This window comes from Okibacterium fritillariae, assembly GCF_052783725.1.
In genome coordinates this window covers 2,533,949-2,560,758 of sequence record NZ_CP199917.1, presented here as the reverse complement: position 1 = coordinate 2,560,758, position 26,810 = coordinate 2,533,949, and the positions used below count along the sequence as shown (strand labels likewise).

At 69.0% G+C, this 26,810-nt stretch carries 18 protein-coding genes; 13 read left to right on the top strand and 5 right to left on the bottom strand.

The features are described from left to right. Positions 1-8: 8 nt before the first annotated feature. From arfA to ACUWEX_RS11710, 5 genes are all read left to right on the top strand, one after another. Positions 9-1,667 carry an arabinosylfuranosidase ArfA gene (gene arfA, locus ACUWEX_RS11730; RefSeq protein ID WP_445996374.1) on the top strand — a complete coding sequence of 553 codons (1,659 nt, stop codon included), beginning with the start codon at positions 9-11 and terminating at the stop codon, positions 1,665-1,667. Then, the gene (locus tag ACUWEX_RS11725; protein ID WP_445996373.1) at positions 1,660-3,441 is read left to right on the top strand and encodes a glycoside hydrolase family 35 protein; all 1,782 of its coding nucleotides are present in this window, start codon (positions 1,660-1,662) and stop codon (positions 3,439-3,441) included. The genes arfA and ACUWEX_RS11725 overlap by 8 nt, the downstream gene beginning before the upstream one ends. A gap of 144 nt (positions 3,442-3,585) precedes the next feature. Further along, a complete protein-coding gene (locus ACUWEX_RS11720) occupies positions 3,586-7,188 on the top strand; it encodes an RICIN domain-containing protein (protein WP_445996372.1) in 3,603 nt (1,200 codons plus the stop codon). A 182-nt stretch (positions 7,189-7,370) separates the two neighbouring features. Continuing rightward, on the top strand, positions 7,371-11,510 hold the full coding sequence (locus tag ACUWEX_RS11715) for a hypothetical protein (RefSeq protein ID WP_445996371.1): 4,140 nt from the start codon (positions 7,371-7,373) through the stop codon (positions 11,508-11,510). A gap of 141 nt (positions 11,511-11,651) precedes the next feature. Continuing rightward, on the top strand, positions 11,652-12,578 hold the full coding sequence (locus tag ACUWEX_RS11710) for a hypothetical protein (RefSeq protein ID WP_445996370.1): 927 nt from the start codon (positions 11,652-11,654) through the stop codon (positions 12,576-12,578). Between the two features lie 542 nt (positions 12,579-13,120). Here ACUWEX_RS11710 and ACUWEX_RS11705 read toward each other — a convergent pair. Continuing rightward, positions 13,121-13,945 carry an SDR family oxidoreductase gene (locus tag ACUWEX_RS11705; protein WP_445996369.1) on the bottom strand — a complete coding sequence of 275 codons (825 nt, stop codon included), beginning with the start codon at positions 13,943-13,945 and terminating at the stop codon, positions 13,121-13,123. 78 nt (positions 13,946-14,023) lie between these two features. Then, positions 14,024-14,470, bottom strand: a complete 447-nt coding sequence (locus tag ACUWEX_RS11700; RefSeq protein ID WP_079728101.1) for a DoxX family protein — start codon at positions 14,468-14,470, stop codon at positions 14,024-14,026. 233 nt (positions 14,471-14,703) lie between these two features. Between ACUWEX_RS11700 and ACUWEX_RS11695 the strand changes: the two genes are divergently transcribed. Both ACUWEX_RS11695 and ACUWEX_RS11690 read left to right on the top strand, forming a co-directional pair. After that, a complete protein-coding gene (locus ACUWEX_RS11695; protein ID WP_159449515.1) occupies positions 14,704-14,859 on the top strand; it encodes a hypothetical protein in 156 nt (51 codons plus the stop codon). 124 nt (positions 14,860-14,983) lie between these two features. Continuing rightward, positions 14,984-15,865 carry a helix-turn-helix transcriptional regulator gene (locus ACUWEX_RS11690; RefSeq protein ID WP_445996368.1) on the top strand — a complete coding sequence of 294 codons (882 nt, stop codon included), beginning with the start codon at positions 14,984-14,986 and terminating at the stop codon, positions 15,863-15,865. A gap of 27 nt (positions 15,866-15,892) precedes the next feature. On the opposite strand, the gene ACUWEX_RS11685 is transcribed toward ACUWEX_RS11690, so the two are convergent. After that, positions 15,893-16,297, bottom strand: coding sequence for a hypothetical protein (locus ACUWEX_RS11685; protein ID WP_079728103.1), 405 nt, complete (start codon positions 16,295-16,297; stop codon positions 15,893-15,895). Positions 16,298-16,364: 67 nt separating this feature from the next. Then, complete coding sequence (locus tag ACUWEX_RS11680; protein WP_445996367.1) at positions 16,365-16,922, bottom strand: MOSC domain-containing protein; 558 nt, start codon at positions 16,920-16,922, stop codon at positions 16,365-16,367. Between the two features lie 102 nt (positions 16,923-17,024). Here ACUWEX_RS11680 and ACUWEX_RS11675 point away from each other — a divergent pair, with 102 nt between their 5' ends. From ACUWEX_RS11675 to ACUWEX_RS11650, 6 genes are all read left to right on the top strand, one after another. Continuing rightward, positions 17,025-20,102: a DNA polymerase III subunit gamma and tau gene (locus tag ACUWEX_RS11675; RefSeq protein ID WP_445996366.1), complete on the top strand. Its 3,078-nt coding sequence runs from the start codon at positions 17,025-17,027 to the stop codon at positions 20,100-20,102. Positions 20,103-20,105: 3 nt separating this feature from the next. Next, positions 20,106-20,702 carry a recombination mediator RecR gene (gene recR, locus ACUWEX_RS11670; RefSeq protein WP_079728105.1) on the top strand — a complete coding sequence of 199 codons (597 nt, stop codon included), beginning with the start codon at positions 20,106-20,108 and terminating at the stop codon, positions 20,700-20,702. A 143-nt stretch (positions 20,703-20,845) separates the two neighbouring features. Beyond that, entirely contained in the window at positions 20,846-22,111 is a 1,266-nt protein-coding gene (locus ACUWEX_RS11665) for an aspartate kinase (protein WP_077055147.1), read from the top strand. A gap of 58 nt (positions 22,112-22,169) precedes the next feature. Next, positions 22,170-23,225 (top strand): aspartate-semialdehyde dehydrogenase, encoded by a 1,056-nt coding sequence (locus ACUWEX_RS11660; protein ID WP_445996365.1) that lies wholly within the window; start codon positions 22,170-22,172, stop codon positions 23,223-23,225. A 14-nt stretch (positions 23,226-23,239) separates the two neighbouring features. Beyond that, on the top strand, positions 23,240-24,892 hold the full coding sequence (locus ACUWEX_RS11655; protein ID WP_445996364.1) for a sensor histidine kinase: 1,653 nt from the start codon (positions 23,240-23,242) through the stop codon (positions 24,890-24,892). Positions 24,893-24,907: 15 nt separating this feature from the next. Then, complete coding sequence (locus ACUWEX_RS11650) at positions 24,908-26,089, top strand: diguanylate cyclase (RefSeq protein ID WP_079728108.1); 1,182 nt, start codon at positions 24,908-24,910, stop codon at positions 26,087-26,089. An 8-nt stretch (positions 26,090-26,097) separates the two neighbouring features. On the opposite strand, the gene ACUWEX_RS11645 is transcribed toward ACUWEX_RS11650, so the two are convergent. Continuing rightward, positions 26,098-26,730: a hypothetical protein gene (locus ACUWEX_RS11645; RefSeq protein WP_445996363.1), complete on the bottom strand. Its 633-nt coding sequence runs from the start codon at positions 26,728-26,730 to the stop codon at positions 26,098-26,100. Positions 26,731-26,810: the final 80 nt, after the last annotated feature.

The window sequence follows — 26,810 nt, the reverse complement described above, 5'->3', positions numbered from 1 at the left end:
GGTTCCCCGTGCTCACCGCCTCGCTGCGCCTGAACACCCGCACCCCCGTCGCCCCCGTCAACCCGCGGCTCTTCGGCTCGTTCGTCGAGCACATGGGCCGCGCGGTGTACACGGGCATCTTCGAACCCGGCCACGAGACGGCGGATGCTCGGGGCTTCCGTTCCGACGTCGCCGACCTCGTGCGCGAGCTCGGCGTCAGCATCGTGCGCTACCCGGGCGGCAACTTCGTCTCGGGTTTCAAATGGGAAGACAGCGTGGGACCGGTCGACGAGCGACCCGTGCGATTGGATGCCGCGTGGCACTCGATCGAGACGAATCGCGTCGGCATCCACGAGTTCGCCGCCTGGGCCGCATCGGCGGGAGTCGAGGTCATGCAGGCCGTGAACCTCGGCACCCGCGGCGTCGCCGAAGCCGCAGAACTGCTCGAATATTGCAACATTCCGCGCGGCACGGCGTTGAGCGACGCCCGCCGGGCCAACGGGGCCGACGAGCCCTTCGACATCCGTGTCTGGTGCCTCGGCAACGAGATGGACGGGCCCTGGCAGATCGGCCACAAGACGGCCGACGAGTATGGCCGCCTCGCCGCCGAGACCGCTCGCCTCATGCGCTTCGTCGACCCGCGCATCGAATTGGTGGCCGCGGGTTCGTCGAACGCCGAGATGCCCACGTTCGGCAGCTGGGAGCGCACGGTGCTCACGCACACGGCCGGGCTCGTCGACCACATCTCGGTGCACGCCTACTACGAGGAGCTCGATGGCGACGCCGACAGCTTCCTGGCCTCGGCCGTGGGCCTCGACCGCTACCTCGACGAGGTCGCCCAGATCATCGACGAGGTGCGCGCCGAGGCCGGCATCGAGCGGCCCATCGGCATCAGCGTCGACGAGTGGAACGTCTGGTATCAGACGCGTTTCAACGAGGTCGACAAGGAACCCCTGCTGACGGGGGAGTGGAACGAGGCACCGCGGCTGATCGAAGACGAGTACGGCGTGACCGACGCCGTGGTGGTCGGATCGCTGCTGAACTCGCTGCTGCGCCACGGCAACCGCGTGTCGATGGCCAACCTCGCGCAGCTCGTCAACGTGATCGCGCCCATCCGCTCCGAGCCCGGCGGGCCCGCGTGGCGGCAGACCACCTTCCACCCGTTCGAGCGCACCGCCCGGTTCGCGCGCGGCGAGATCCTCGAGGTGGATGTCTCGGGCGCGCCCGTCGTCGAGACGCAGAAGTACGGCGCCGTTCCCGTCGTCGATGCCGCGGCGACGCGCGACGGCGACGACGTGGTGCTGTTCCTCGTGAACCGGTCGACGACCGACGTGCTTGCCCTGAGCGTCGAGATCCCGGATGTCGCGGGGCTCGCGCTCGTCGACGCCGAGACGTTGACCGTGCCGGACGGGCTCGACCGGCACGCCTCGAACACGGCGACCGAACCGGCGCGCGTGGGGCTCGTGCGGCTCGCGGGCGTCGAGGTTTCCTCCGAGTCTGGCGCCGCCGCCGCTGGCTCTGCCGCCGTCTCGGCCACCCTGCCCGCGCTGTCGTGGTCGATCATTCGCCTCGCCGCGACCGCCGCCGCCGAGACGCTTCCTGCCGCGACATCCGCTTCTTCATCCGCCGCTTCTCCGTCGGACTCTTCCGACGCAACGACATCTTCCCTGGGGGACACCCGTGCCTGACTTCCGCATCGGCGACACCGACTTCGAGCTCGACGGGCAGCCGTTCCGTGTGCTGGCGGGGGCGCTGCACTACTTCCGCGTGCACCCCGAACAGTGGGCCGACCGCATCCACAAGGCCAAGCTCATGGGCCTCAACACCATCGAGACCTACGTGCCGTGGAACCTGCACGAGCCCAACCCCGGACACTTCGACCTGACGGGCCGCCTCGACCTCGAGCGCTTCCTGCAGCTCATCGCCGACGCGGGCATGTACGCCATCGTGCGCCCGGGCCCCTACATCTGCGCCGAGTGGGACAACGGCGGCCTGCCCGCCTGGCTGTTCCGCGACGAGGCCGTGGGTGTGCGCCGCTTCGAGCCGCTCTACATGGCCGAGGTCGAGCGCTACTTCGACCGCGTGCTGCCCATCGTCGAACGCGCGCAGATCACGAACGGCGGCCCCGTCATCCTCGTGCAGATCGAGAACGAGTACGGCGCCTACGGCGACGACAAGCAGTATCTCGAGGCGCTCGTCGCGCTCAACCGCGCGCACGGCATCACGGTGCCGCTCACGACCATCGACCAGCCCACCGACGAGATGCTCGCCACCGGCAGCCTGCCGGGCCTGCACAAGACCGGTTCGTTCGGGTCGCGCGCCATCGAGCGTCTCGCCACGCTGCGCCGCCACCAGCCCACCGGCCCCCTCATGTGCGCCGAGTTCTGGAACGGCTGGTTCGACTTCTGGGGCTCGCACCACCACACCACGCCGGCCGCCGAGGCCGCGCGCGAGCTCGACGAACTGCTCGCGACCGGGGCATCCGTCAACCTGTACATGTTCCACGGCGGCACCAACTTCGGCTTCACGAACGGCGCCAACGACAAGGGCGTCTATCAGCCCACCGTCACGAGCTACGACTACGACGCCCCGCTCGACGAGGCCGGCAACCCGGGCCCCAAGTTCTGGGCGTTCCGCGACGTGATCGCGAAGTATGCGCCGGTTCCCGACGAGGTTCCGGATGCCGCGACCCCCGCTCCGGCGTTCCGGGCCCCGGCCGACGCCGTCGTCCCCTTCTGGCAGGTCGCGTCGGCGCTCGGCGAGAGCATTCCGCACCGCAGCATCCCGACCTTCGACCAGGTGGAGCACTACACGGGCTTCGGCGTCTACTGCACCGAGATCGACTTCCGCGGCACGGGGCGCGCGCCGGTTCTCTCGATCGGCGAGGTGCGCGACCGCGCGCTCGTCTACCTGAACCGTCAGCCCGTCGGCGTGCTGTCGCGCGACAACCACGACCGCGCCATCGGCCTGCCGTTCGAGGCCTTGGGCACGCTCGAGATCCTCGTCGAAGACCAGGGTCGCGTGAACTACGGGCACCGCATCGGCGAGGACAAGGGCCTGATCGGGCCCGTCACGATCGACGGTCACGCGCACGAGCGCTGGGAGTTGCAGCCGCTCGGGCTCGACGACCTGTCGCCCGTGTCCGAGGCGTTCGCGCGGTCAGCGGCACCCGACCCCGAGGCATCCGCCATCGCCGGCCCCGCGTTCGTGCGCGCCACCGTCGAGCTCGACGCCCCCACCGACCTGTTCCTCGACACGACCACGCTCGGCAAGGGCGTGGCCTGGGTGAACGGTTTCAACCTGGGCCGCTATTGGCGCCGGGGCCCGCAGAACACGCTCTACGTGCCCGCCTCGACCCTGAAGCCCGGCGCCAACGAGATCGTGCTCTTCGAACTGCACGCCATCCCCGACGCGACCCTCACGTTCGTGAGCGCGGCCGACCTCGGACACACCGAGTTCTAGATCTCCGCGGGCCGGCCACGGTCGGCCCGCGGGTCCAACCCCGAAGTACGACATACCCGCAGCACCAGCACATCCGCACCACCGCAGCACCCGCATGACCCGATGCACCCTCATCACACGCAATGAAGCGAAAGGGCACGTCCTATGACAGCACGAACACCCCGGGGGCGCCGACTCCGGCGCACCGTCTCGATGGCACTGACGGGCGCGCTCGCCGCGTCCGGTGTCGCCCTCGCCGGAGCGGGGGCGCACGCAGCGCCCACGGCGACCGCGCCGGCCCAGGCCGCCACGACCCAGGCGGTCACGTCCCCGGCGGCGGTGGCCGCGGCATCCGCCACGCAGACGATCACGCCGGATCCGTCCTACCAGCAGCCCGAATTCGAGGGCTGGGGCACGAGCCTCGTGTGGTTCGCCAACGCCACGGGCGACTACCCCGACGAGGTGCGCAACAAGCTCGCCGACATGGTCTTCGGAAAAGACGGCCTCAACCTCAACATCGCGCGCTACAACGTGGGCGGCGGCGACGCGCCCGAAACGCCCTCCTACCTGCGCCCGGGCGGCGACGTCGAGGGCTGGTGGAAGCGCCCGGCCGGCCTCGACCAGAACGCGCGCGACTGGTGGAACCCCGACGACGACAGCATGTGGAACTTCGACGCCGACCCCACGCAGCGCTGGTGGGTGCAGGCCGCCAAGGCCCGCGGCGTCGACACATGGGAGACGTTCTCTAACTCGCCGCCCTACTTCATGACCAACAGCGGCGTGGTCTCGGGCGCCGTCGACAAGAACGCCGATCAGATGCGCGCGGCCGATATCGACGACTTCGCGGCCTACATGGCCCGCGCCACCGAGCACCTCGAAGACGCCGAGGGCATCACGGTCGACACGATCGATCCGCTGAACGAGCCCTGGAATGGGTACTGGACCGCTTACGGGCGACAGGAGGGCGCGAACATCCCGCCCGCCACGCAGGAGAAGATCTTCGCCGCGCTGGCGAAGGCCCAGGCGAAGTACGGCAGCGACTCGAAGATCTCGGGCATGGACGAGACCAACCCGGGCCGGTTCGCCAGCACCTGGAACGGTTACGCCGACGCCACCAAGAACCTCATCGAGCAACTCAACGTGCACACCTACGGCACGGGTCAGCGCACGAGCGTGCGCGACATCGCCAAGGCCGCCGACAAACCGCTGTGGATGAGCGAGGTCGAGGGGTCGTGGGGCAACGGCCAGAACTTCGAGTCGATGGCCCCCGGCCTCGGCATGGCCGGTCGCATCACCGACGACCTGCGGGAACTCGAGCCGTCGGCCTGGGTGTTCTGGCAGCCCGTCGAGGACTACGACAACATGACGCCCGCCGCCGAGAACGCCAACTGGGGAAGCATCCAGCTGCCCTTCAACGGCAACGAGACGGGCGACTACACGATTCGCACGAACACCAAATACAACACCGTGCGCAACTACACGCACTACATCGAGCCGGGCGACCACATCGTCGGCGTCAACGACACCAAGACGACGGCCGCGATCGACGGGGATGGTTCGGGCGCGACGCTCGTCTCCATCAACGACGCGACGGCCGCCAAGACCGTGGCGATCGACCTGACGAAGTTCGCCTCGACCGCGGGTGCCACCGTGACGCCCATCGTGACCGACGCCTCGGGTGCGCTCGTCGCGCAGCCCGCCATCCCCGTGACCGACGGATCGGCCACCGTCACGCTGCCCGCCGCCTCCGTCACGACCCTCGTGGTCGACGGTGTCTCGGGTGTTGCCGCCGACGCGAGCGTCTTCACCGACCGGGGTGTCTACCAGCTGACGAGCGCCCACGCCTCGAAGGCTCTCTCGGCCACCGCCGGGAAGGTCACGCAAGAGAACGTCGACCAGACGAAGGGCGCGCAGCACTGGCGCGTCGAGAAGCTGACCGACGGCGTCTCGAACCGCGAGGAATACCGCGTGCTCAACGTGGCGAGCGGGCAGGCCCTGTCGGCGTCGTCGCGCACGGCTCTGACCACCGCGGTCGCCGCTGCAAACGCGGGCGCGCAGCCCGCCGCCTCGCGGTGGATCCTGTCGACGACGGGTGACGGCAGCTACACGTTCGTGAACAAGGCCTACGGCACGCTGCTCGACGTGGGCGGTCAATCGACGGCGGCCGGAGCATCCGTGGGTCTGTGGACGGGATCGTCGGCCGACAACCAGCGCTTCATCGTGTCTGACCTGTCGCTGTCGGATGTTTCTCCCGTGCGCGTCTTCACGGCACCCGGCGTGACGCCCGCGCTGCCCGAAACGGTTTCGGCCACTCAGGCCTCCGGCGCCACGGCGCAGGTGCCCGTCGCCTGGACCACCGACGGGGTCGACTTCTCGGCCGCCGGCGTCGTCACCGTGACGGGTGTCGCGACGGGGCCCGCGGGGGACACGCGCGACGTGACCGCCGAGGTGGTCGTCGGAACGCTCGCCTCGACGCTGCCCGCCCGCGCCAAGACGTGGCTGGGGCACGAACCCGAGCTGCCCGCCACCGTCACCGCGGTGACCGAGGGCGGCGAACAGGTCGACGTGGCCGTGACGTGGGACCTCGACGAGGTCGCCGCGGATGCCTGGGACGCGGTCGGAACCGTGACCGTTGCGGGCGCGACGACGGCGGGCTCCGTGCCCGCGACCGTGCGCGTGCAGGTGACGAACCCGTCGCTCGTGAACGTGGCGCTGGCGCCGAACGGCACGCCCACGGCATCCTTCAGCGGACAGTGGGACAAGGTGACCAACGTGAACGACGGCGTGGTCGACTCGAACCGCTGGACGAACTGGGTGTCGGGTCAGTGGCGCCCGAGCGACTGGGTGCAGATGGATCTCGCCACCGAGACCACCATCGACCACGTCACGCTGCGCTTCTACAACGACAACGGCGGAACGCTGCCGGCCGACACCGTGCAGCTGAGCTGGTGGGATGCCGCGGCCTCGGCCTGGGTGCCCGTCAACGCCGAGCCCACCACGGTGACCGACGATGTCTTCGAGCTCGCCACCCCGGTGACGACGTCGAAGCTGCGCGCCACCATGACGGCCCGCGCCAACGCGTGCATCGCGCTGTCGGAGTTCGAGGTGTGGGCGCCCGGTGCGCCCGGCGTCGGAACCGATGCGACGCTCGATCAGTTGACCGTGAATGGTGAGGCCGTTGCCGGGTTCGATGCCGAGACGCTCGAATACCGGGTGCCGATTGCGGCGCTGACCGAGGGGGCGGATGCGGCAGCCGATGCCGCGCCGGCCGCGCGGGTGTCGTCTGCCGCGGGATCGGCCGCTGTGGTTGCGCCGGGTGCGTCCGCGCTCGCGCTTGCGGTTGCCGCCGAGACTCCCGTGCTGGGCGCCCGCTCGGCCGACCCGTATGCGACCGTGACGATCGCGCAGCCCGATGCGGCCGCCACCGAACCCGTCGGAACCGTGACGGTCGCCGCCGAGAACGGTGAGGCGTCGTCGACCTACGCGGTGCGTTTCGTGGCCGATGCCGTGGAGCCGGTCGACCCGACCGACCCGGGTGCCGGTGGCGGTACGCCCGGAACCGGCACGCCCGGTGCGGGTAGTGGTTCTGGCGCTGGTTCGGGCGCCGGCTCGGGCTCCGGGGCCGGCACGGCCAACGGTTCCGACTGGCTCGCGAACTCGGGTGCGCAGGTGGGCGGCTTCGCGGCCCTCGGCGCGCTGCTGCTCGCGGCCGGTGCGGCGCTCGTCTTCGTGCGTCGACGCCGCGCGGGTTCGACCAGCGCTGAGTAGGTGAGAGGGGTGCGGGTCGTTCGTCGGCCCGCACCCGCTCATCGCTCGCTTATCGCTCGCCGTTCGTTCGTTCGTTCCACGACGCGTTCCCCTTTCCTCTTTCCTTTTTCTCCTTCCCCATTCCTCTTTCTTCTTTCCTCTGCAACTCCCTTCTCCTTCCACACCGACGTGAAAGCGATTCAATGACCTCTCGTTCCTTCAAGCGGCCGTGCGCGGCCGCCCTCGCTCTCGCCGGGGGTCTCCTCCTGGCGACGGGCCCGGTTTCGGCGGCGCTCGCCGCGACCGCCCCGGCTCCAACTCCTGCTGCCGGCGATCCCGCAACCACTCTCGTGGCCTGGGGTGCATCGGCCGTGCCCACCGAGCTCGCCTCGGCACCGGGCGCGGGCCTCGCCACCGGCCTTGACCACACCCTCTTCCTCGCCTCCGACGGTGGCGTGGCGGCCTGGGGCGCGAACGGTTTCGGCCAAGCATCCGTGCCCGCCGCCCTCGCCGACCGCACTGTGACGCAGATCGCGGCCGGCGCCAATCACTCGCTCGCGCTCACATCCGCTGGCGATGTCGTGGCTTGGGGTCGCGATGGCGACGACCAGACCGAGGTGCCGTCCGCCGCCACACGCGTGCTGCAGATCGCCGCGGGGGGTTCCAGCTCGCTCGCCGTGCTCGAAAACGGCTCCCTCGTGGCCTGGGGCGACAACGGCTTCGGCCAGAACGACGTGCCCGCCGCACTCGACGGTGAGACCGTCACGAGTGCGGCCATCGGTTCGGGCTTCACGCTCGCCGCCACCGCCGACGGGGATGTCGTGGCCTGGGGTCGCTCCGATGTGGGCCAGCTCGAGGTTCCCGACGCCCTCGCCGACGAAGAGGTCGTTCAGGTCGCGGCGGGCACCGACCAGGCGCTCGCGCTCACCGACGACGGCCGCGTCTTCGCCTGGGGTGGCGACGCCTTCGGTCAGGCGGATGCGCCGGCCACCGTCACCGCGCCCGGTTCCGACATCGCGGCCCTCGCCGCGGGCCCGTACTTCTCGGCGGCACTGACCGCCGACGGCGATGCGATCGTGTGGGGCAAACAGGATGCCCGCGCAGCCGACCTGCCGGACGGGCCCCTCGCCGCGATCGCTGCCACCGAAACGGGTGCGACGGCTCTCGCCGGCGCGGCGCCCGCGTTCGCTGCGGCACCGGGTGGCGCGGGCAACACACCCGAATCGCTCCCCGGTGAGCCGACGACGCCCACCGATCCCGGCCAACCGGGCACGCAGCCCGGCACCGGCTCGGGAACCGGCTCCGGAACGGGTGCCGGCACAGGCGCCGGAACGACCACCGGTTCGGGAACGACCGGCTCGGCCCCCGGAGGCCTCGCGCTCTCGGGCGTCGACCTCGCCACGATGCTCGCGCTCGCCGTCGCCATCCTCGGCGCCGCGACCGGCCTGCTCGTCGCTGTCCGCCGTTCGCGCCACGCCGTTTCGTCGGCCAGCGCGGCGTCGTTCCTCGACGAGGATGCTGCCTCCGCTTCGTCCGCGCCGGCAGCAGCTACCTCGGCTGAACCCGAGACGGCAGCAGCCGCATCCGCGACCCACCGCACCCGCACCTCGAAGCTGCGTCGCACCCTCGGCCGCGGCGCCGCGCTCACCACGGCCCTCGGGCTCGCGGTCACTGGTTCGCTCGTCGCCCAGCCGCCCACAGCGGCCGACGCCGCCCCGCTCGCGCCCACCTACCCGAGCCCCACCCTGCAGCAGTTGGTCGACAACGACTTCGTGCTCTACTTCGCCAACGCGGGAACGGCCAACCCCAGCGCTGTATCGCCGGGCGACCACATCGGCCTCTTCCAGAAGAAGACCGACCAGCCCTACGGCGTCGACCAGACCACGGGCGGCAGCTGGGGCTTCGTGTCCGATGCCAACAGCACGCCGACCGCCAACGACTCGGCGGGCACCGACAAGACGGCCTCGCTGCGCTACGACAAGCCGCCGACCGGCGCCAAGCTCGACACCCGTTCCGTCGACTACGCCTTCGACCTGCCCGAGGGTTCGTATGACGTGAGCTTCGGTTTCCAGCTGCCTTCGGGCTGGACGAACCGCGACGTCGACCTGCGGGCAGAGGGCCGCAGCCTCGAACAGGTCAACGCGCCATCCGGAAGCCTGCTCGAGCGCACCTACACGGTCGAAGTCACCGACGGCACGCTCGACCTCGAGGTGCACAGCCCCGCCGGCCGCACCAACGCCTACACCGATCCGGCCGTCAACTACCTGATCGTGCGCGCGCCGAAGACCTACGGCGCCGAGCTGCTGGCCGAGAAGATCCGCACCGTCACCCTGGGTGCCGCCCAGCGCGAGGGGTATGCGGATGACTCGCTCGCCGCCCTCGACGCCGAAATCGCGCGTGCGCAGAAGCTCGTGACCGACGGCTCGACCGACACCGCCACCATCCGGGCCTCGTATGACGCCCTCGGCACGGCGTTCCTGGCGCTCCGCCCGCTCGTCACCTACGACTCGTTCCGCCCGGGACAGGCGTGGGTCGACGACAACGGAAACCCGATCCAGGCTCACGGCGGGCAGGTCGTGCCGTCGAAGGACGCCGACGGCCGCACGCTCTACTACTGGTACGGCGAGGACCGCTGGAACGGGTACTCGGCCAGCCGCGGCGTGCACGTCTACTCGTCGTACGACCTCTACAACTGGCACGACGAGGGTCTCGCCCTGCAGGCCATGTCGGCGCCCGCCCAATTCGAGGACGACGCCTACTTCGCCGAGCTCTATGCCGACTACACGGTCGAGCAGAAGGCCGCCGTCTACCGCGACCTCGGAACGGTGCAGACCGACCCGAACGTGAACGCCGCCATCCTCGAACGCCCGAAGGTGATCTACAACGAGAGCACCGATCAGTGGGTGCTGTGGGTGCACGCCGACGGCCCGAGCGCGACGTCCAACGCGCAATACGCCAAGGCCAACGCGGGTGTCGCGGTGTCGGATTCGCCCACGGGCCCGTTCCGCTACGTCGACAGCTACCGGCTGAACGTGGCGCCAGAAGGTGAGCCGAACTATCAGCCCGACAGCCCCGGGATGGCGCGCGACATGAACCTGTTCGTCGACACCGACAAGACCGGTTACATCATCTACGCCAGTGAAGAAAACCTCACCCTGTTCGTCTCGAAACTGAGCTCGAACTACATGTTCCTCTCGACATCCGTGGAGAAAGCCGAAAAGGGTGTCGACTTCACCCGCACCTACATCGGCGGACAACGTGAGGCCCCGGCCGTGTTCCTCTACCAGGGCACGTACTACCTGATCACGTCGGGGGCCACCGGCTGGAACCCGAACCCGGCGAAATACGCCACGGCGACGAGCATGCTGGGGGAGTGGACCGACAAGGGCAACCCGGCGACGGGTCCCACGGCATCCACAACCCACGGCAGCCAGTCGACGTCGGTCATTCCGATCGACCCGGCCGCCGGCAAGTTCATCTACATGGGCGACCGCTGGACGCCCAACGACCTGAAGAACGCACCCGCCGTGTGGCTTCCTCTCGAATTCGGTGAGCAAGGCCAGCTGTCGCTCAACTGGTATGACGAGTGGACGCTCGACGACCTCGAGGGCAAGGGCTCGGTGAGCGTCGACCTCGAACTCCCGGCGACCGTGACGCTGGGGGATGCGGCCAGCCTGCCGACCTCCGCCACTGTCACGTCGTCGGGCGTCACGTCCACGCGCGGCGTCACCTGGGCCGCGGGATCCCTCGACGTTCCCGGCCCTGTCACCCTCACGGCATCCGTCGACGGCATCGCCAAACCCATCACCCGCCAGACGATCGTCGTGCCGAAGGGCCTGCGCTACCTGGTGGATGCCGGGGGCGCCGCCTCACCCGAATACGACGCCATCCGTGCCGCCGTCGCCGACCAGACGCCCCTGCTGAACTCGACGTTCGATCAGCAACTCGCCGCCGATCCGGTGACGGGTCTCCGCTGGGGCAGCACCAACCCGGCCACGGGCACGAACACGGGGTCGCTGTTCGAGTCGCTGCGCTACGTCTCGGCGACGGCGACCGACAAGCGCCTCGGCTACCGCTTCGAGGGTCTGGATGCCGGCAGCTACGACGTCTACGTGGGCCTGTACGACCCGTGGTCGCAGTGGGCCAAGAACCGCCGCGCGGCCATCGCGGTCAATGGCGAGCAGGTCGTCGCGGCCCAACCCAGCACGGGCCAGAACACGGTCGCGTCGCTCACGAACCGCGCCGTGGCGGCCGACGGCGCCCTCGACCTGACGCTCACCCCGGTGGGCTCGGGCGACGGCACCGACGTGCAACTCAGCTGGATCATGATCGTCCAGCGCTAGCGCGCCGCGCGAAAAGTCAGGGGTGGGTGCCGTAACGGCACCCACCCCTTTCGCTTGCTCTTCCCGGTGAACTATCAGTATGAGAAATACTCATTCGGGAGGGTGAAGGTATCGAGATTCGACGACGAATAGGAGATACCCATGAGAACCACATCGAAATTGGTGACCGCTGGAGTGCTTGCGAGCCTGCTGACGGGCGGTGCTGTCCTGCCAGCTGCCGCGCACGACCCTGCCTCGGCGACACGCGCAGCGCTGGAGCGCATTGCCCCGGATGCATTAGATGGGAACGCGCAAGTATCCACGGAAGAGGTCGCGGACACTCCATTCAGTGTCGAACTTGCAGAGGGCGATGTGTCGCTTCCCACTGCGGTAGGCTCGCCCGTCACGGTCGACACGCCGCAAGGAGCGATAGAAATCGAGCTTCCTTTTGAAGCTAACCAGGCGAAGGCTCGCGGCATCGCGCCCGGTGTGGTTGCGTACGACAACGCGAATGACACCACCACCGTCTCATCGGTGAAGCAGGCTGGTGCGGTTCAATTCACGACAGTCATCGAGTCGTCCTCCGCGCCGACCCAGTTCTCTTACGACATCGCCGTTCCGGAAGGAGGAACCCTCGTCGAGGCTGATAGGGGATATTTCATCCTGGATAGCCACGGCGAACCAGTGGCGACCATTGCCCCGCCCTGGGCTCTCGACGCGAATGGTGCCTCGGTGCCCACCCGCTATGAGCTTGCGGGGGCCATCCTGACCCAGGTTGTGGATCACACCTCGACCAAGGTGGCCTACCCCGTCGTGGCCGACCCAAAGTTCGAATGGTTCAACCTCCTACCGTCCGTGAAGCTGACACGCTCGGAAACGTCGTCCGCCAGAACCGCAACTGGCCTTGCGACCGTATGTGGTTGGGCGGCAAGAACCACGGGGTACTTGGGCGGCGCGGTTTGTGGCCTCAACGCTGGATCGATCATCGTCAATGCGAACCGGGCGTATGGTGCCGGCAAATGCCTCAGGTTGCTCATCGGACCTGGAGTCGTGGGCGGAGTGCCCTATAAGGATGGTTACTGCCGATGAGTATCCGCACCCTTTTCGCCGCCGACAGCCGTCGAGCCGTGTCGGCTACACCGGCGCGTCGACTCGCCTCGCTCGGGTCGTTCATTCTTCTAGCCGGCGGCGCGGTCCTCTTGGGACAGCAGGTTTCGCCCTGGGTATGGCCAGGTCTGGTTGTCATAGACATCCTGATTTTCGCCGTTCTCGGAAACCGGTGGGCCGATCAGGATGCTTACCGAGCCGCTGCGTTGAAACGGCAGGACCGCGCATGAGCGGCCAGTCTTCGTGATGAAGTCCAGCTTGCTCCGACTGGTCGGTCGTCTTTTCATATCAGCTTCGGTAGCAACATTGCCCGTGCTCCTCGTCTGCGCTGTGACAGAGGAGGTGTGGCCACGGTGGGCTGCGCTCGTGGTCAGTGTCTTCGTTCTTGCGGCGATGATGCGGGTGACGCGAGCCTTCGAGCCGTAAAGGCGGCGCAACACCAGGCCTAGGGGTTCCTTCCACAGAGAGGCGGGTCGGGAACATCACGTTCCCGACCCGCCTCTCGTCAAGCGTTGTCCGTGGGGTCAGCCCTGGGCCAGCACCGACACGTCGTTCCACTTCTCCCACGTGGCGATGCGGTTCTCGTACTCGTGCTTGGCAATGCCGAGCGGCTGAGAACCGAAGAACACGCGCAGGGGTGGCTCGTCGGCATCAACGATCTGCAGGATGGCTGCGGCGCTCGCCGTGGGGTCGCCGGGGGTCCCGCCGCGCTGCTTGCGTCCCTCCTCCATCGCCCGGTGTGCGTCGGCGTAGGCCGGCAGCTCCTCGGAACGTTTCGCCGACGGGCCCGACCAGTCGGTCGAGAAGCCGCCGGGTTCGATGAGCGTGACATGGATGCCGAACGACTCGACCTCCTGCGCCAGCGACTGGCTGAAGCCCTCGAGCGCCCACTTCGATGCGTGGTAGAGCCCGATGCCGGGGAACGCGCTGATGCCGCCGATCGACGACACCTGGATGATGTGTCCGCTTTTCTGCTCGCGCAGGTAGGGCAGCGCGGCCTGCGTCACCCAGAGGGCGCCGAAGACGTTGGTCTCGATCTGCGCGCGCGCCTCCTCCTCGGTGACCTCTTCGATGAAGCCGAAGTGGCCGTAACCGGCGTTGTTGACGACGACGTCGAGGCGGCCGAAGTGTTCGGCGGCCTGCTTCACGGCGGCGAGGTCGGCCTCGCGGTCGGTGACGTCGAGGGTGAGGGGCAGGATGTTGTCGCCGTACTTCTCGACGAGATCGTCGAGCGTGTCGACGTTGCGGGCGGTGGCGGCGACTTTGTCGCCGCGTTCGAGTGCGGCCGTGGCCCACTCGCGGCCGAAGCCCTTGGATGTGCCGGTGATGAACCAGATTTTCTCGGTCATGCGATTCCTTTCGATGACGACGGGCCCCGTCGAGGGGTCACCTCTGATCGAACGCGGTGTGTGGTGTCGTCATTCCCCTCAAGCCGTCGCGGCGCGCGGTGAACGCGCGGTCTGTCCGCGGCGGGAGGCGATGACGGCGTCGATGCTGAAGGCACCGGCGCCCGTGAGGGCGGGCACGACGGAGGCGACGGCGAGCAGCAGCGTGAACTCGATGCCGCCGTCCTGAGCGAAGAAGCCGGCCGGCAGGTGTGCGGTGACGAGAGCGCCCACCGACACGACGGCGAGCGCGATGCCGGCGATGCGGGTGCCGAGGCCCAGCACGAGCAGCAGGCCTCCGAGCAACTCGACGAGCGCCACGACGGGGGCGAGGATGGCGGGGGCCGGAAGTCCCATGCCCTCGAACATCTGCTGCACACCGGGCAGCCCGATGACGAACAGTTTCTGGGCGCCGTGGGCGATGAAGATGCCGCCGACGGCGAGGCGCAGCAACAGAAGGCCGGCAGAGGTCGAGGTGCGCTGGAACATGTGTCTCCTGACGTGGAACGAGTGACGGACGGGAGACCGGGCGGGGGACATCGGTGGCCGGCCTCCGCGCAAACAGCTTGGCGAAGCATCCCGACAGCGAGCCGCTTGTCCCCTGAAAGAGGGGTGGATGCCGGTGTGTCGCACTCACGACTGCGGTATGGGATCGGGAGCGTCAACGGGGTTTCGCCGGAGCACACCGCGGCGTAGCGTTGGAGGCAACCGAAGGAGACAGCATGAGCGATATCAACGGCTTCGCAGCCGCCGACTTCCCCGACGACGCACGCACCCCGGTCGGCGACGACCTGCCGGGTCAGGAGACCGACGCCGAGGCGATCTTCCGCGAGCGCCTCGAAGAAAAGGACGACGAGGCCGCCGGCAAGAAGCCGTAGCCTCCCGCATCCCATGCCCGCAGCACCCGAGGCCCTCTCCGCACAGGAGGGGGCTTCGCTGCGCACGCCAAGCAGGTAGCCGCAGACCCTCCCACGCCGCATTCGCAGCGCGTACCGTGGGCGTATGGGAGATGTACGCGCCGACATTCGTGAGTTCCTGAGTTCGCGCCGGGCCCGGATCACGCCCGAGCAAGCCGGGCTGCCCGCTTACGGTGGCAACCGCCGCGTGCAGGGCCTGCGCCGCGAAGAGGTCGCCATGCTCACGGGCGTCTCGGTCGACTATTACGTGCGACTCGAGCGCGGCAACCTGGCCGGCGCCTCCGAAAGCGTGCTGGATGCCCTCGCCACGACCCTGAAGCTCGACGACGCCGAGCGTTCCTATCTGTTCGACCTGGCGCGGGCCGCCGGTCCCGGGCGCCGTCCCGTCACGAAGCCCGCCGCCTCGGTGCGGGCGCCTGTGCAGCAGGTTCTCGACGCCATGTCCGACGCGCCGGCGTGGGTGCGCAACGGGCGCCACGACATCCTGGCCGCCAATCGCATGGGGCGCGCGCTCTATTCGCCCGTCTTCGACAGCCCGAGCCGCCCGGTCAACACGACGCGGTTCACCTACCTCGACCCCGCGGCGCGCGACTTCTGGCGCGACTACGACCAGGTCGCGAAAGACGGCGCCGCCATGCTGCGACTCGAGGCCGGCCGCAACCCGCACGACCCCGACCTCATCCGCCTCGTCGGCGAGCTCTCGACGCAGAGCGAGCTGTTCCGCGAGCGCTGGGCGTCGCGCGATGTCATGTTCCACCGCAGCGGCGTGAAGCGCCTGCATCACCCGGTGGTCGGCGACCTCGACCTCAACTACGAGTCCATGGAGTTGCCGAGCGAGCCCGGCCTCGTCATGAACGTCTATACGGCCCCCGCCGATTCGCCCACCGCCGACGCCCTGCGCATGCTCGCCTCCTGGGCCGCCACCCTCACCCCCGACGAACACCCGGCGGCCACCCCCGCACCCTGATTCGCCGGGCCGCGGGGTGAGGCCGTATCAGCCGAATTCGATGAACTGGATGGCGATGCCCACGATGGCGGCGACGATGCCGATGCCGAGCAGCAGCCACCCGATCAGCCGAAAGGTGCGGCCGTCGATCTCGGGCTCGCGCGTGCGGCAGATCCACGGGGCGCGGTGGTTGAACCACAGGGGGATGTCGTCGCCCACCTGCGCGCGCAACGCCTCGGCCGTCGAGGCGGGGGCCTCGTGCACGTCGTGGTCGTCGTCGAGCCAGCGCACGATGGTGCCCTTCGGGCCCGTGGCGATGACGCCATCCACCTGGATCCACCGTTTGCGCACGCTGCCGAGGATGAGCCCGATGCCGAGCAACACGATGCCGAGGCCCAGGCCGAACCACGTGAAGACCTCGCTGATCAGGCCGACAGCGGTGTGACCATCCATGTCGTGCCTTTCGCGTCGATCGGTTCTTCGTCGATGCTAGCGGAGGCGCGTGACGCCTTCCTGCGCGCTAGACGACGCCGAGCGGGCGGTGCGGTTCGGCGGGCAGCTCGATCTCGATGGGGTCGCCCGCGCGCACCGTGCCGCCCGTGACGACGATGCTCATGATGCCGGCTTTGCGGATGACCTGTCCCTCGGCATCCTTGCCCAACACCGCTTTCATGAGCCCGCGCTCTTTGCCGTTGATCTGGGTGCACGGGTTGCGCAACCCCGTGATCTCGATGAGCGCGTCGGGGCCGAGTCGCAGCCGTGTGCCCTCTGGTAGCCCCAGCAGGTCGATGCCCGCGGTGGTCACGTTCTCGCCCAGCTCGCCGGGTGCCACCTCGAAGCCCTGCTCGCCGAGTTCGTCGAACAGCTCGCTGTGAATGAGGTGGACTTGCCGCAGGTTGGGCGCCTCGGGATCTTTCTTCAGGCGGTGCACGTGCTGCACGGTCTCGCCGAAGTGGGCATCGCCCTCGACCCCGCGGCCCGCGACCAGGCGGATGTCGGGGGCGGTCGGTTTGCTGAAATTGTGGGCGTCGTCGCGGCTCACGGCGACGACGCGGGCGGCGGTTCCCTGTGCGCTCATGCCTCGAGTCTGCCACCCCGACGAATGTCGGTGGTGGCGGCTAGCATTGGGTTCGTGGTCACCGCCTTATATCGCCGTTATCGGCCAGAGAATTTCGCCGAAATGATCGGTCAGTCGCAGGTGACCGATCCGCTCATGACGGCGTTGCGCACCAACCGTGTCAATCACGCCTACCTCTTCAGCGGCCCGCGCGGCTGTGGCAAGACGACGTCGGCCCGCATCCTCGCGCGCTGCCTCAACTGTGCCGAGGGCCCGACCGACACCCCGTGCGGCGTGTGCCCCAGCTGTGTCGAGCTGGGTCGCGACGGCGGCGGGTCGCTCGACGTCGTGGAGATCGACGCGGCGAGCCACAACGGTGTCGACGACGCGCGTGACCTGCGCGAGCGCGCCGTGTTCGCCCCCGCGCGCGACCGCTACAAGATCTTCATCCTCGACGAGGCCCACATGGTCACGCCGCAGGGCTTCAACGCGCTGCTCAAGATCGTCGAAGAGCCGCCCGAGCACATCAAGTTCATCTTCGCCACGACCGAGCCCGACAAGGTCATCGGCACCATCCGGTCGCGCACCCACCACTACCCGTTCCGGCTCATCCCCTCGGCGCAGATGCTCGAATACGTGCAGCACATGTGCGATCTCGAAGGTGTCACGGTCGAGCCCGGCGTGCTGCCGCTCGTGGTGCGCGCCGGTGGCGGTTCGGCCCGCGACACGCTGTCGCTGCTCGACCAGCTGATGGCGGGGTCCGACGGCACGAGCGTCGACTACGAACGGGCCGTCGCCCTGCTGGGCTACACGCACGCCACGCTGCTCGACGACGCCGTCGAAGCGCTCGGGGCCCGAGACGCAGCCGCGGCCTTCAATGCGGTCGACCGGGTCATCCAGACGGGTCAAGACCCCCGCCGCTTCGTCGACGACCTGCTCGAGCGCCTGCGCGACCTCATCGTCGTGGGCGCGACCGGTGCGGCCGGTGCGCAGGCGGTGCTGCGCGGCATCCCGCAAGACGAGCTCGACCGCATGGCCGTGCAGGCCGACAGCTTCGGGCAGGCCGAGCTGAGCCGCACGGCCGACATCGTCAACGCGGCCCTCAGCGAAATGACGGGCGCCACGTCGCCCAAGCTGCACCTCGAACTCATGACGGCGCGCATTCTGGTGCCCTCGATGGACGACAGCTCGCGCGGCGCCCTCGCGCGCGTCGAGCGGCTCGAGCGGCGCGTAGGCGTCGACGGCTCGGGCGGAAACAACGCCGAGCACGCGCCTCGGGCCGAGAGCGCGCGCTCCGCCGGGGGAGCGGCTGTCGCCCCCACGCGGGCTCCCGCTCCGACTCGGGCTCCGGCTGCGACGCGCGCTCCGGTGCCCTCTCCGGCGCCGACTCCTTCGCAGGGCCCGGCGGCCTCACACGATCAGGCACCCGCAGGTGATGTCCCCTCGTCTCGGGATCAGGCTGTGGGCGATGCCGCCTCGATCGGCGCTCAGAAGTCTGGTTCTGCTGCGTCTGCCGATGTTTCGGCGCCCGGTTCCGCCGATACCGCCGCAACCGGCGAAGCTCTGGCCAAAGCCGCGGCCGCCTCGTGGGGACTCGAGGTCGCCGACAGCACGGCGCAGCCGACGTCTGCAGTGCCCTCTCCTGCAGTGCCCACCTCTGCCGAGTCCATTTCCGCCGAGCCCACAGAGGCGCAGTCCACCTCCGCCGACCTCGCTCGAGATGCGGCCGATCAGAATCCGTCCGACGGTGACGAGACGTCGGCGGATGCGTCGTCCGGTCTCGCCGAGCAGCCGCTCGTCGACGCCGCCGACACGGCATCGCCCGGCGCAGACCAGGTCGACGCTCCGACCGCTGCCGATCCTCACCCGGCTGCTGCTTCCGCACCGGGGGCCGCCGAAAAGGCACCCGACCTCGCCGCGACCGCGTCGGTTCCCTCGGGCGACCTCTCCTCTCCTGCGGCCGAGACCGCCGCCGCGCCCGTGTCGCTGCAGCAGCTCAAAGACGCCTGGCCCGAGATCCTCGAGCGCGTGGCCGACACGAGCCGCCCGGCATGGCTCGTGGCCGCAACGGCAACCGTGCGCGCCCTGCAAGGCGACATCCTCACGCTCACCTTCCCGAGCCACAACGACGTCGAAGGCTTCAAACGCGCCGACGCCGGCGAGGGGCCGAGCGAGTGGCTGCGTCGCGCAATCGTCGACGTGCTCGGCATCCGCGTGAAATACATCGCGCGCGTCGACCCCGGCCCCGGCTCGGGCGGAACACGCGGCCCGGCTGCCGGCCCACGAGACGGTGAACCCGGCGCGCCGGCGACCACGCCGCCTGCGACATCGGCACCCACCGGTCCGCGCACCGACGACGCCCCCGCGGCGACCTCCGGCGGTGCGTCCGCGTCCGCTGCGTCGGTAGGCGCCTCGTCCACCGCACCCGCCTCGACCACGGGGCGTCCCGCGAACCGCGCCACTGCCGCTGCCAGCATGCCCACCGCGAACGTCGACGGCTCGGGATGGCACGTCGTCGCCATCCCGCAATCCGACCTCCCTTCCGACGCCGACGGCGACATTGCCGCCGCACCCGCCGAGGCACGCGTCACTGCCCCGGCAACCGCTGACGACACAGCGGGCAGCGCGGCCGATCATGACGCCGCCGCCGAAGCCCGCGACGCCGAAGCCCGCGACGCAACAGACCCGGTCGCAACAGGCCCGAGCGCGTCAGCTGCGACATCCGCCCCTGCCGGCGCGCCGGCGAAGACCGCCGCGAAGAGCGCCCCAAAGACCGACGCCGAGGCGCCGCCCGTCAACGACGAGCCCCCCTATGACGACATGCCCCCGCCCGAAGACGACGAGGCTCCGTTCCCCGACCCCGGGTTCGGATCGGCCGCACCCGTCGAGGCCTCGCCCTGGGCCACGCCGTCGTCCGGCCCCACCATCATCCCGCCGGTCGGGCCGCCGCCCGTCGCGCCGCGCGCCCGCCCGGCTGCGGCCCCCGCAGCCGCCGCCCCCGATGTGCCGGCACCCGCCGTCGCGCGCGCCAAAAAGCGCGCCGCCGAGCCGAAAGTCGACCCGGGCCCCACCGCCGGGCACCAAAGCCACCCCGCCGCCTCCACCCGCTACGGCGAGGCGGTCGTCCGCGAACTCCTCGGGGCCACCTTCCTCGAAGAACAGCCGCACGTTCCCGCCACACGATTCAATCGAGGCCAATAAGCAATGTACGAAGGAATCGTTCAAGAACTCATTGACGAATTCGGCCGCCTGCCCGGCATCGGCCCGAAATCGGCACAACGCATCGCGTTCCACATCGTGCAGACCGAAACATTCGACGTGGCGCACCTGGCAGAACTCCTCACGATCGTGCGTGACAAAGTGCACTTCTGCGTCATCTGCGGAAACGTCGCCGAACAAGAGACCTGCTCCATCTGCCGCGACCCGCGTCGTGACCTCAGCCTCATCTGCGTCGTCGAAGAAGCCAAAGACGTCGTCGCCATCGAACGCACCCGCGAATTCCGGGGCCGCTACCACGTGCTCGGCGGCGCCATCAGCCCCATCGACGGAATCGGTCCCGACGACCTCCGCATCCGCCAACTCATGCAGCGCCTCGCCGACGACACCGTCACCGAAGTCATCATCGCCACCGACCCCAACCTCGAAGGCGAAGCGACCGCCACCTACCTCTCCCGCCTGCTCAGCCCCCTCGGCATGCGCATCACACGCCTCGCCTCCGGGCTCCCCGTCGGCGGTGACCTCGAATACGCCGACGAAGTCACCCTCGGGCGCGCCTTCGAAGGCCGCACCGTCGTCAAATAGGCCCGCCGCACCCCGGGACGTCAGCGTTCCGTCGAGCAACGGGACCGCGGCGTGAGGGCCACCGACACATTGACGAAGCGACATGTCGTCGCCCCTACAATGGTGATTCGGGCCCCGGCCCCACGCCCCCACAGGAGAACCACGTGAGCCTCATCGTGCAGAAGTTCGGCGGATCATCCGTCGCCGACGCCGAAAGCATCAAACGCGTCGCCAAGCGGATCGTCGAAACACGCCGCGCCGGAAACGACGTCGTCGTCGCCGTCTCCGCCATGGGAGACACCACCGACGAACTCCTCGACCTCGCCCACCAGGTCACGCCGCTGCCCGAGCCCCGCGAGCTCGACATGCTGCTCTCGAGCGGAGAACGCATCAGCATGGCGCTCCTCGCCATGGCCATCAAGAGCATGGGCTACGACGCGCGCTCGTTCACCGGCAGTCAAGCCGGCATGATCACCGACGCGCAGCACGGCGCCGCCCGCATCGTCGACGTCACGCCCGTGCGCCTGCGCGAAGCCCTCGACGAAGGCTCCATCGTCATCGTCGCCGGCTTCCAGGGCTTCAACCGCGACACGCGGGACATCACCACCCTCGGCCGCGGCGGCTCCGACACCACGGCCGTGGCCCTCGCCGCCGCCCTCGGGGCCGACGTCTGCGAGATCTACACCGACGTCGACGGCATCTTCACCATGGACCCCCGCGTCGTGCCGCGGGCCCGCAAAATCCAGACCATCACGAGCGAAGAGATGCTCGAACTCGCAGCGGCCGGCGCGAAAGTGCTCTACATCCGCGCCGTGGAGTACGCTCGACGCCACGGTGTCACCCTGCACGTGCGGTCGTCGTTCAACAACAACGAGGGAACCCTCGTCATCAACCCGAAAGAAGGCGAACAGGTGGAACAGCCCATCGTCACCGGCATCGCGACCGACCTCTCCGAAGCCAAGATCACGGTCGTCGGCGTTCCCGACGTCCCCGGCAAAGCCGCCCAGATCTTCAAGATCGTCGCCAAAACCAACGCCAACGTCGACATGATCGTGCAGAACGTGTCCGCCGCCGCGACCGGGCTCACCGACATCTCGTTCACGCTGCCCAAATCCGAAGCCCAGGCGGTGCTCAAGGCCCTGCAAGCCGACCAGGGCGAAGTCGGGTTCCTCGGCCTGCAGCACGACGACCAGATCGGCAAGCTCGCCCTCGTCGGCGCCGGCATGCGCACCAACACGGGCGTCTCCGCCAAACTCTTTGAGGCCCTGCACCTCGCCTCGATCAACATCGAGATGATTTCGACCTCCGAGATCCGCATCAGCGTCGTCACGCGCGCCGACAGCGTCAACGACGCCGCGCGCGTGCTGCACGCCGCATTCGACCTCGACGCCGACGAAGAGGCGATCGTCTACGCGGGCACCGGCCGCTAAGAGCGCCGCACCGCACCACCCCGAGAACCCCACTCCCCGAACAAGCGAGGTCCCCGCCATGGCAACAGGAGTACACGTCGGCATCGTCGGCGCCACCGGACAGGTCGGACGCGTCATGCGCCAACTGCTCGAAGAGCGCGGGTTCCCGCTCGCCAGCATCCGCTTCTTCGCCACCGCGCGATCCGCCGGCACCACCATCCGCTTCGCGGGAGAAGACATCGTCGTCGAAGACGTGGCCACGGCCGACCCCTCGGGGCTCGACATCGCACTCTTCTCGGCCGGCGCCACCGGTTCACGCGCCCACGCACCCCGCTTCGCCGAGGCCGGCGCCACCGTCATCGACAACTCCAGCGCTTGGCGCATGGACCCCGAGGTGCCGCTCGTCGTCAGCGAGGTCAACCCGCACGCCATCGACCAGGCCGCCAAGGGCATCATCGCCAACCCGAACTGCACCACCATGGCCGCCATGCCCGTGCTCAAGGTGCTCGACGCCGAAGCGGGCCTGCAGCGCCTCATCGTCTCCACCTACCAGGCCGTCTCGGGTTCGGGACTGGCGGGCGCCGAAGAATTGGCCACGCAGATTCGTGTGGCCACGGCATCCCCCAACCTTCTCGGCCTCGTGCACGACGGCCGCGCGGTCGAGCTGCCCGAACCCGTCAACTACGTGCGGCCCATCGCCTTCGACGTCATCCCCTTCGCGGGCAACCTCGTCGACGACGGCGACAACGAGACGGACGAAGAGAAGAAACTGCGCAACGAGAGCCGCAAGATCCTCGAGCTGCCCGAATTGCTCGTCTCGGGCACCTGTGTGCGCGTCCCCGTCTTCACCGGTCACTCGCTCTCGATCAACGTCGAGTTCGAGCGCGAGCTCACCCCCGAGCGCGCCACCGAACTGCTGTCCGACGCGCCGGGCGTGCAGCTCAGCGATGTGCCCACGCCACTCGAGGCTGCCGGGCAGGACCCGTCGTTCGTCGGGCGCATCCGCGCCGACCAGAGTGCCCCGGCCGGCCGCGGCCTGGCGCTGTTCATCAGCAACGACAACCTGCGCAAGGGCGCCGCCCTCAACGCCGTCCAGATCGCCGAACTCATCGCCGCACGCGTCGCCGCCGTCTGAGCTAGTCTCATGCAATGACCACTTCCGCCGCGCCCGTCGAGGAATTGGCCGGGCAACGCGAGAGGCTCGAGAGAAACGTCTTCCTGACGCAGCTGCTGCTGTCCGTCGCCGTGCTCATCCTCGTCTGCGTGGTCATCGTCTTGAGTCCCGAGACGGCGTCGTCGCCGATGTTCCTCATCGGCGCGGGCGTCGTCTTCGTCTCGACCGTGCTGTCGGCGGTGATCCCCTGGGGCCTGGTGCCGCGGGCCGTCGTCATCGTGCTGCCGCTGCTCGACCTCATCGCCCTCGCGTTCCTCCGCGAGGGCGAACCCGCGCTCGCGGCCTCCCTCTTCATGGTCTTCCCCATCATCTGGTTGTCGACCTACTTCGGGTTCACGGCCGCGGTCGTGGCGCCGTTCCTCGCATCCCTCTATCTCTGGATGTCGGCGGCGCTCAGCCCCGGCGACCTGCAGGTCGACGACCTCCCGCGCCTCTTGGTGCTGCCCATCACGTTCTTCTTCGTCTCGACCACGGCCTACCTCACCGCCAAACGCTCGCGCGCCCAGCGCACGCTCCTGCGCCAACAGGCCCTGCTCCTCGAGGACGCGCTGTCCCGGGCCCGCCGCGACAAGCGCACGCTCGACGAAGTGCTCAACGCCGTCAACTTCGGTGTCGTCGGCTTCGACGATGTGGGCCGCGTCACCATCTCGAACGAGCCCTACCGGCGCCTGCTCGACCAATACGGCGCCCTCGAGGGAACCTCGTTCATCTCCAACCTCTACGGCGAGGACCGCACGACCCCGCTCTCGGTCGAACAGCGTCCGTCGACCCGGGCCATGCACGGCGAGACGTTCGACAACGTCACGGTGTGGATGGCGTCGCCCGACAGTCCCTCGACGGCGCACTCGTTCTCGGGCCGCCAGCTCGTCTCCGAGAAGGGCGAACGCGACGGGTCGGTCATCGTGTCGCGCGACGTCACGACCGAGCTGAAAGCCATCAAAGCGCGCGACGACCTGGTGGCCTCGGTGTCGCACGAACTGCGAACGCCGCTCACCTCCATCCTGGGTTATCTCGAGTTGGTGCTCGACTCGGAGAGCGTCGACGAGGACTCGCGCGCCATGATCGAGGTCGCGCTGAACAACGCCGACCGCATGCTCGCCCTCGTGGCCGATCTGCTCACGACGGCCGCCGACTCGGAGCACCTCTACCTGCTCACGTTCAGCCGCACCGACCTGAACCAGGTCGTCGAACAGTCGCTCGAGGGCCTGCGACCCGCGGCATCGGAGCGCGGCATCACGCTCGAGACCGTCGCCGATCCCGGCATCGTGTTGCAGGCCGACGGCTTCCGCCTGCGCCAGGTGATCGACAACCTCGTCTCGAACGCCATCAAGTACAACACCGAGAACGGCATCGTCATGGTGAGCATCTCCGAGACCGACGACACCGTCACCCTGCGCGTCGCCGACACCGGCATCGGCATGTCGGCCGAGGAGCAGAAGGGGCTGTTCGAGAAGTTCTATCGGGCCGACTCGGTGCGGCAATCGAGTGTGCACGGCACGGGCCTCGGGCTCAACATCACCCGCAACATCATCGAACAACACAACGGCCAGGTCCAGGTCGAAAGCATCCCGGGAGAGGGCACGACCATCATCGTCACGCTGCCCCGCCAGGCTGTCCTGGGCGCCTGAGCGCGAAAGGCCCTCATGAATCTCGACCTGAACACGCTGCTTGTCGTCAACGGCCTCGTCGTCGTGCTGTGCGGCGTGTCCTTCGTGTTGAACACGGCCCTGCGTCGCAACGACCCCGTGGGCCGCCTGTGGTCGATCGCGTTCGTCATGGGCATGCTCACGGCATTGAGCTACGCCGTCTGGGGAAGCATCCCGGATGCCTGGTGGGCCGTGGCCATCGGCAACGCGGCTTTCGTCACCTCGATCGGGGCCATGTGGTCGGGTGCGCGTGTCTTCAACGGCCGCCGCTCGTGGTTCTTCATCGTCGGCATCGCCGCCCTCCTCGTGGCCGCGAACGCGGTCCTCTACGGCCCGAACGGCGGCGACTGGGCTGGTGGCGAGAGCCAGCTCGGGGGAGTGGCCCTCTTCGCGGCGCTCGGCGGCATCGAGACGCTGCGCGGCCGCCTGAACGACAAGATCAACGCGCGCATCCTGTCGGCCGTGCTGTGGACGGTCGCTGTCTTCTACGGCACCCGCCTCGCCGTCTTCCTCACCCTGGGCCCCCTCAGCGACGTGTTCCAGACCTACTTCAACACCCTCATCACGACGTTCGTCGCCACGCTGCTCACCCTGTCGGCGGCGCTCTCGATGTCGATCCTGCGTGCCGAATGGTCGAGCCAACGCCCAGGCGGCTTCTTGGGCCGCGGTCGCGGCTCGGCCGATGAGGCGCAGTTCTCGATGGGCGTTCTGAGCGACGGCGCCTTCGCCCGCGGGGCCGAGGACCGCGTCGAGCGCGCGCGCATGCAGAAGCAGCCCATCGCCATGATCGGCGCCGAGGTCGACAACCTCACCGACCTCAACAACGCCTTCAGCCGCTCGCTCGGCGATCAGGCCATCGCGCGGTTCGCGGCGGCGCTGCGCGAACAGGCGCCGTTGTCGGCGATCATCGGCCACAACGGCGGCGGCCGCTTCACGATCCTCGCGATCATCAATCACGAGCGCGAGGTGCAGCCCCTCATCGAGCGGGTGCAGACGGCGCTCGTCGATCAGCCCCTCGATCGCGTGACCGGAATTCGCATCTCGGCCAGTTTCGGTGTGGCGACGACGACGCGCGGCCCGGCCGATTACGCCACGCTCTCCGACCAGGTGAAGGCGGCTCTGCGCGCGGCGAAGGCCGCCGGCGGCAACCGTTCGCAGTCGTTCGCGGCCCTGCGCTGATCAGCGAGCTACGGCGCGATGGCGATCGTCAGCGTGTCGGTCGCGGTCTGCTTGGCGTATTCGCTCGACGTGGGCGTGGTCTGCAGCAGCAGCTCATACGTGAACGACAAAGTGACCTCGGTGGCCGCGGCATCCACGGCCGGCAGCACGAACGTCTGGCTGTAGCTGTAGGGCGACTTCACGAGGTAGCCGGGCGCCACGGATGCCTGGTCGCTCAACGCCCCCGGAGCGGGCAGCGATACGCCACCCTTGCCCTGCACCGACGTCGTCACGCTCACGCGCGACAGGAAGATGTCCTGCCCATCGTCGTCCGTCGCCAACGCGGCGGTGAGCGAGAAGCTGATGGGCTTGTTGGCCCCGGCCGTCCATTCGTTCATCATGAGCGTCGAGAAATAGTCGACCGTGATGTTGATGTTGCCGGCCCCGAGGTTGCGCTTGGTGCTGCCCGCCGCGAGGTCGTTCTGGATCGTCTCGATCGTGGGAACGGGCGTGGGCGTGGGGATGGCGACAGCGGTGGGCGTGGCCGACGGCGTGGCCGAGGGGGTGCGCCCCGTCATCCACGGCGGCGTGCCGCAGGCGGTCAGCGACGCGACAACGACGGCGGCGAGTGCGGTGCTGACGAGTCGTCGGCGCAACGGCATGGGGTCCCCCCGGGAGGTATGAGCTGGTCTCGGGTTTCGGGCCCCGACCGGAGCTGAGCAAATCTTGAGCAAGTCTTGAC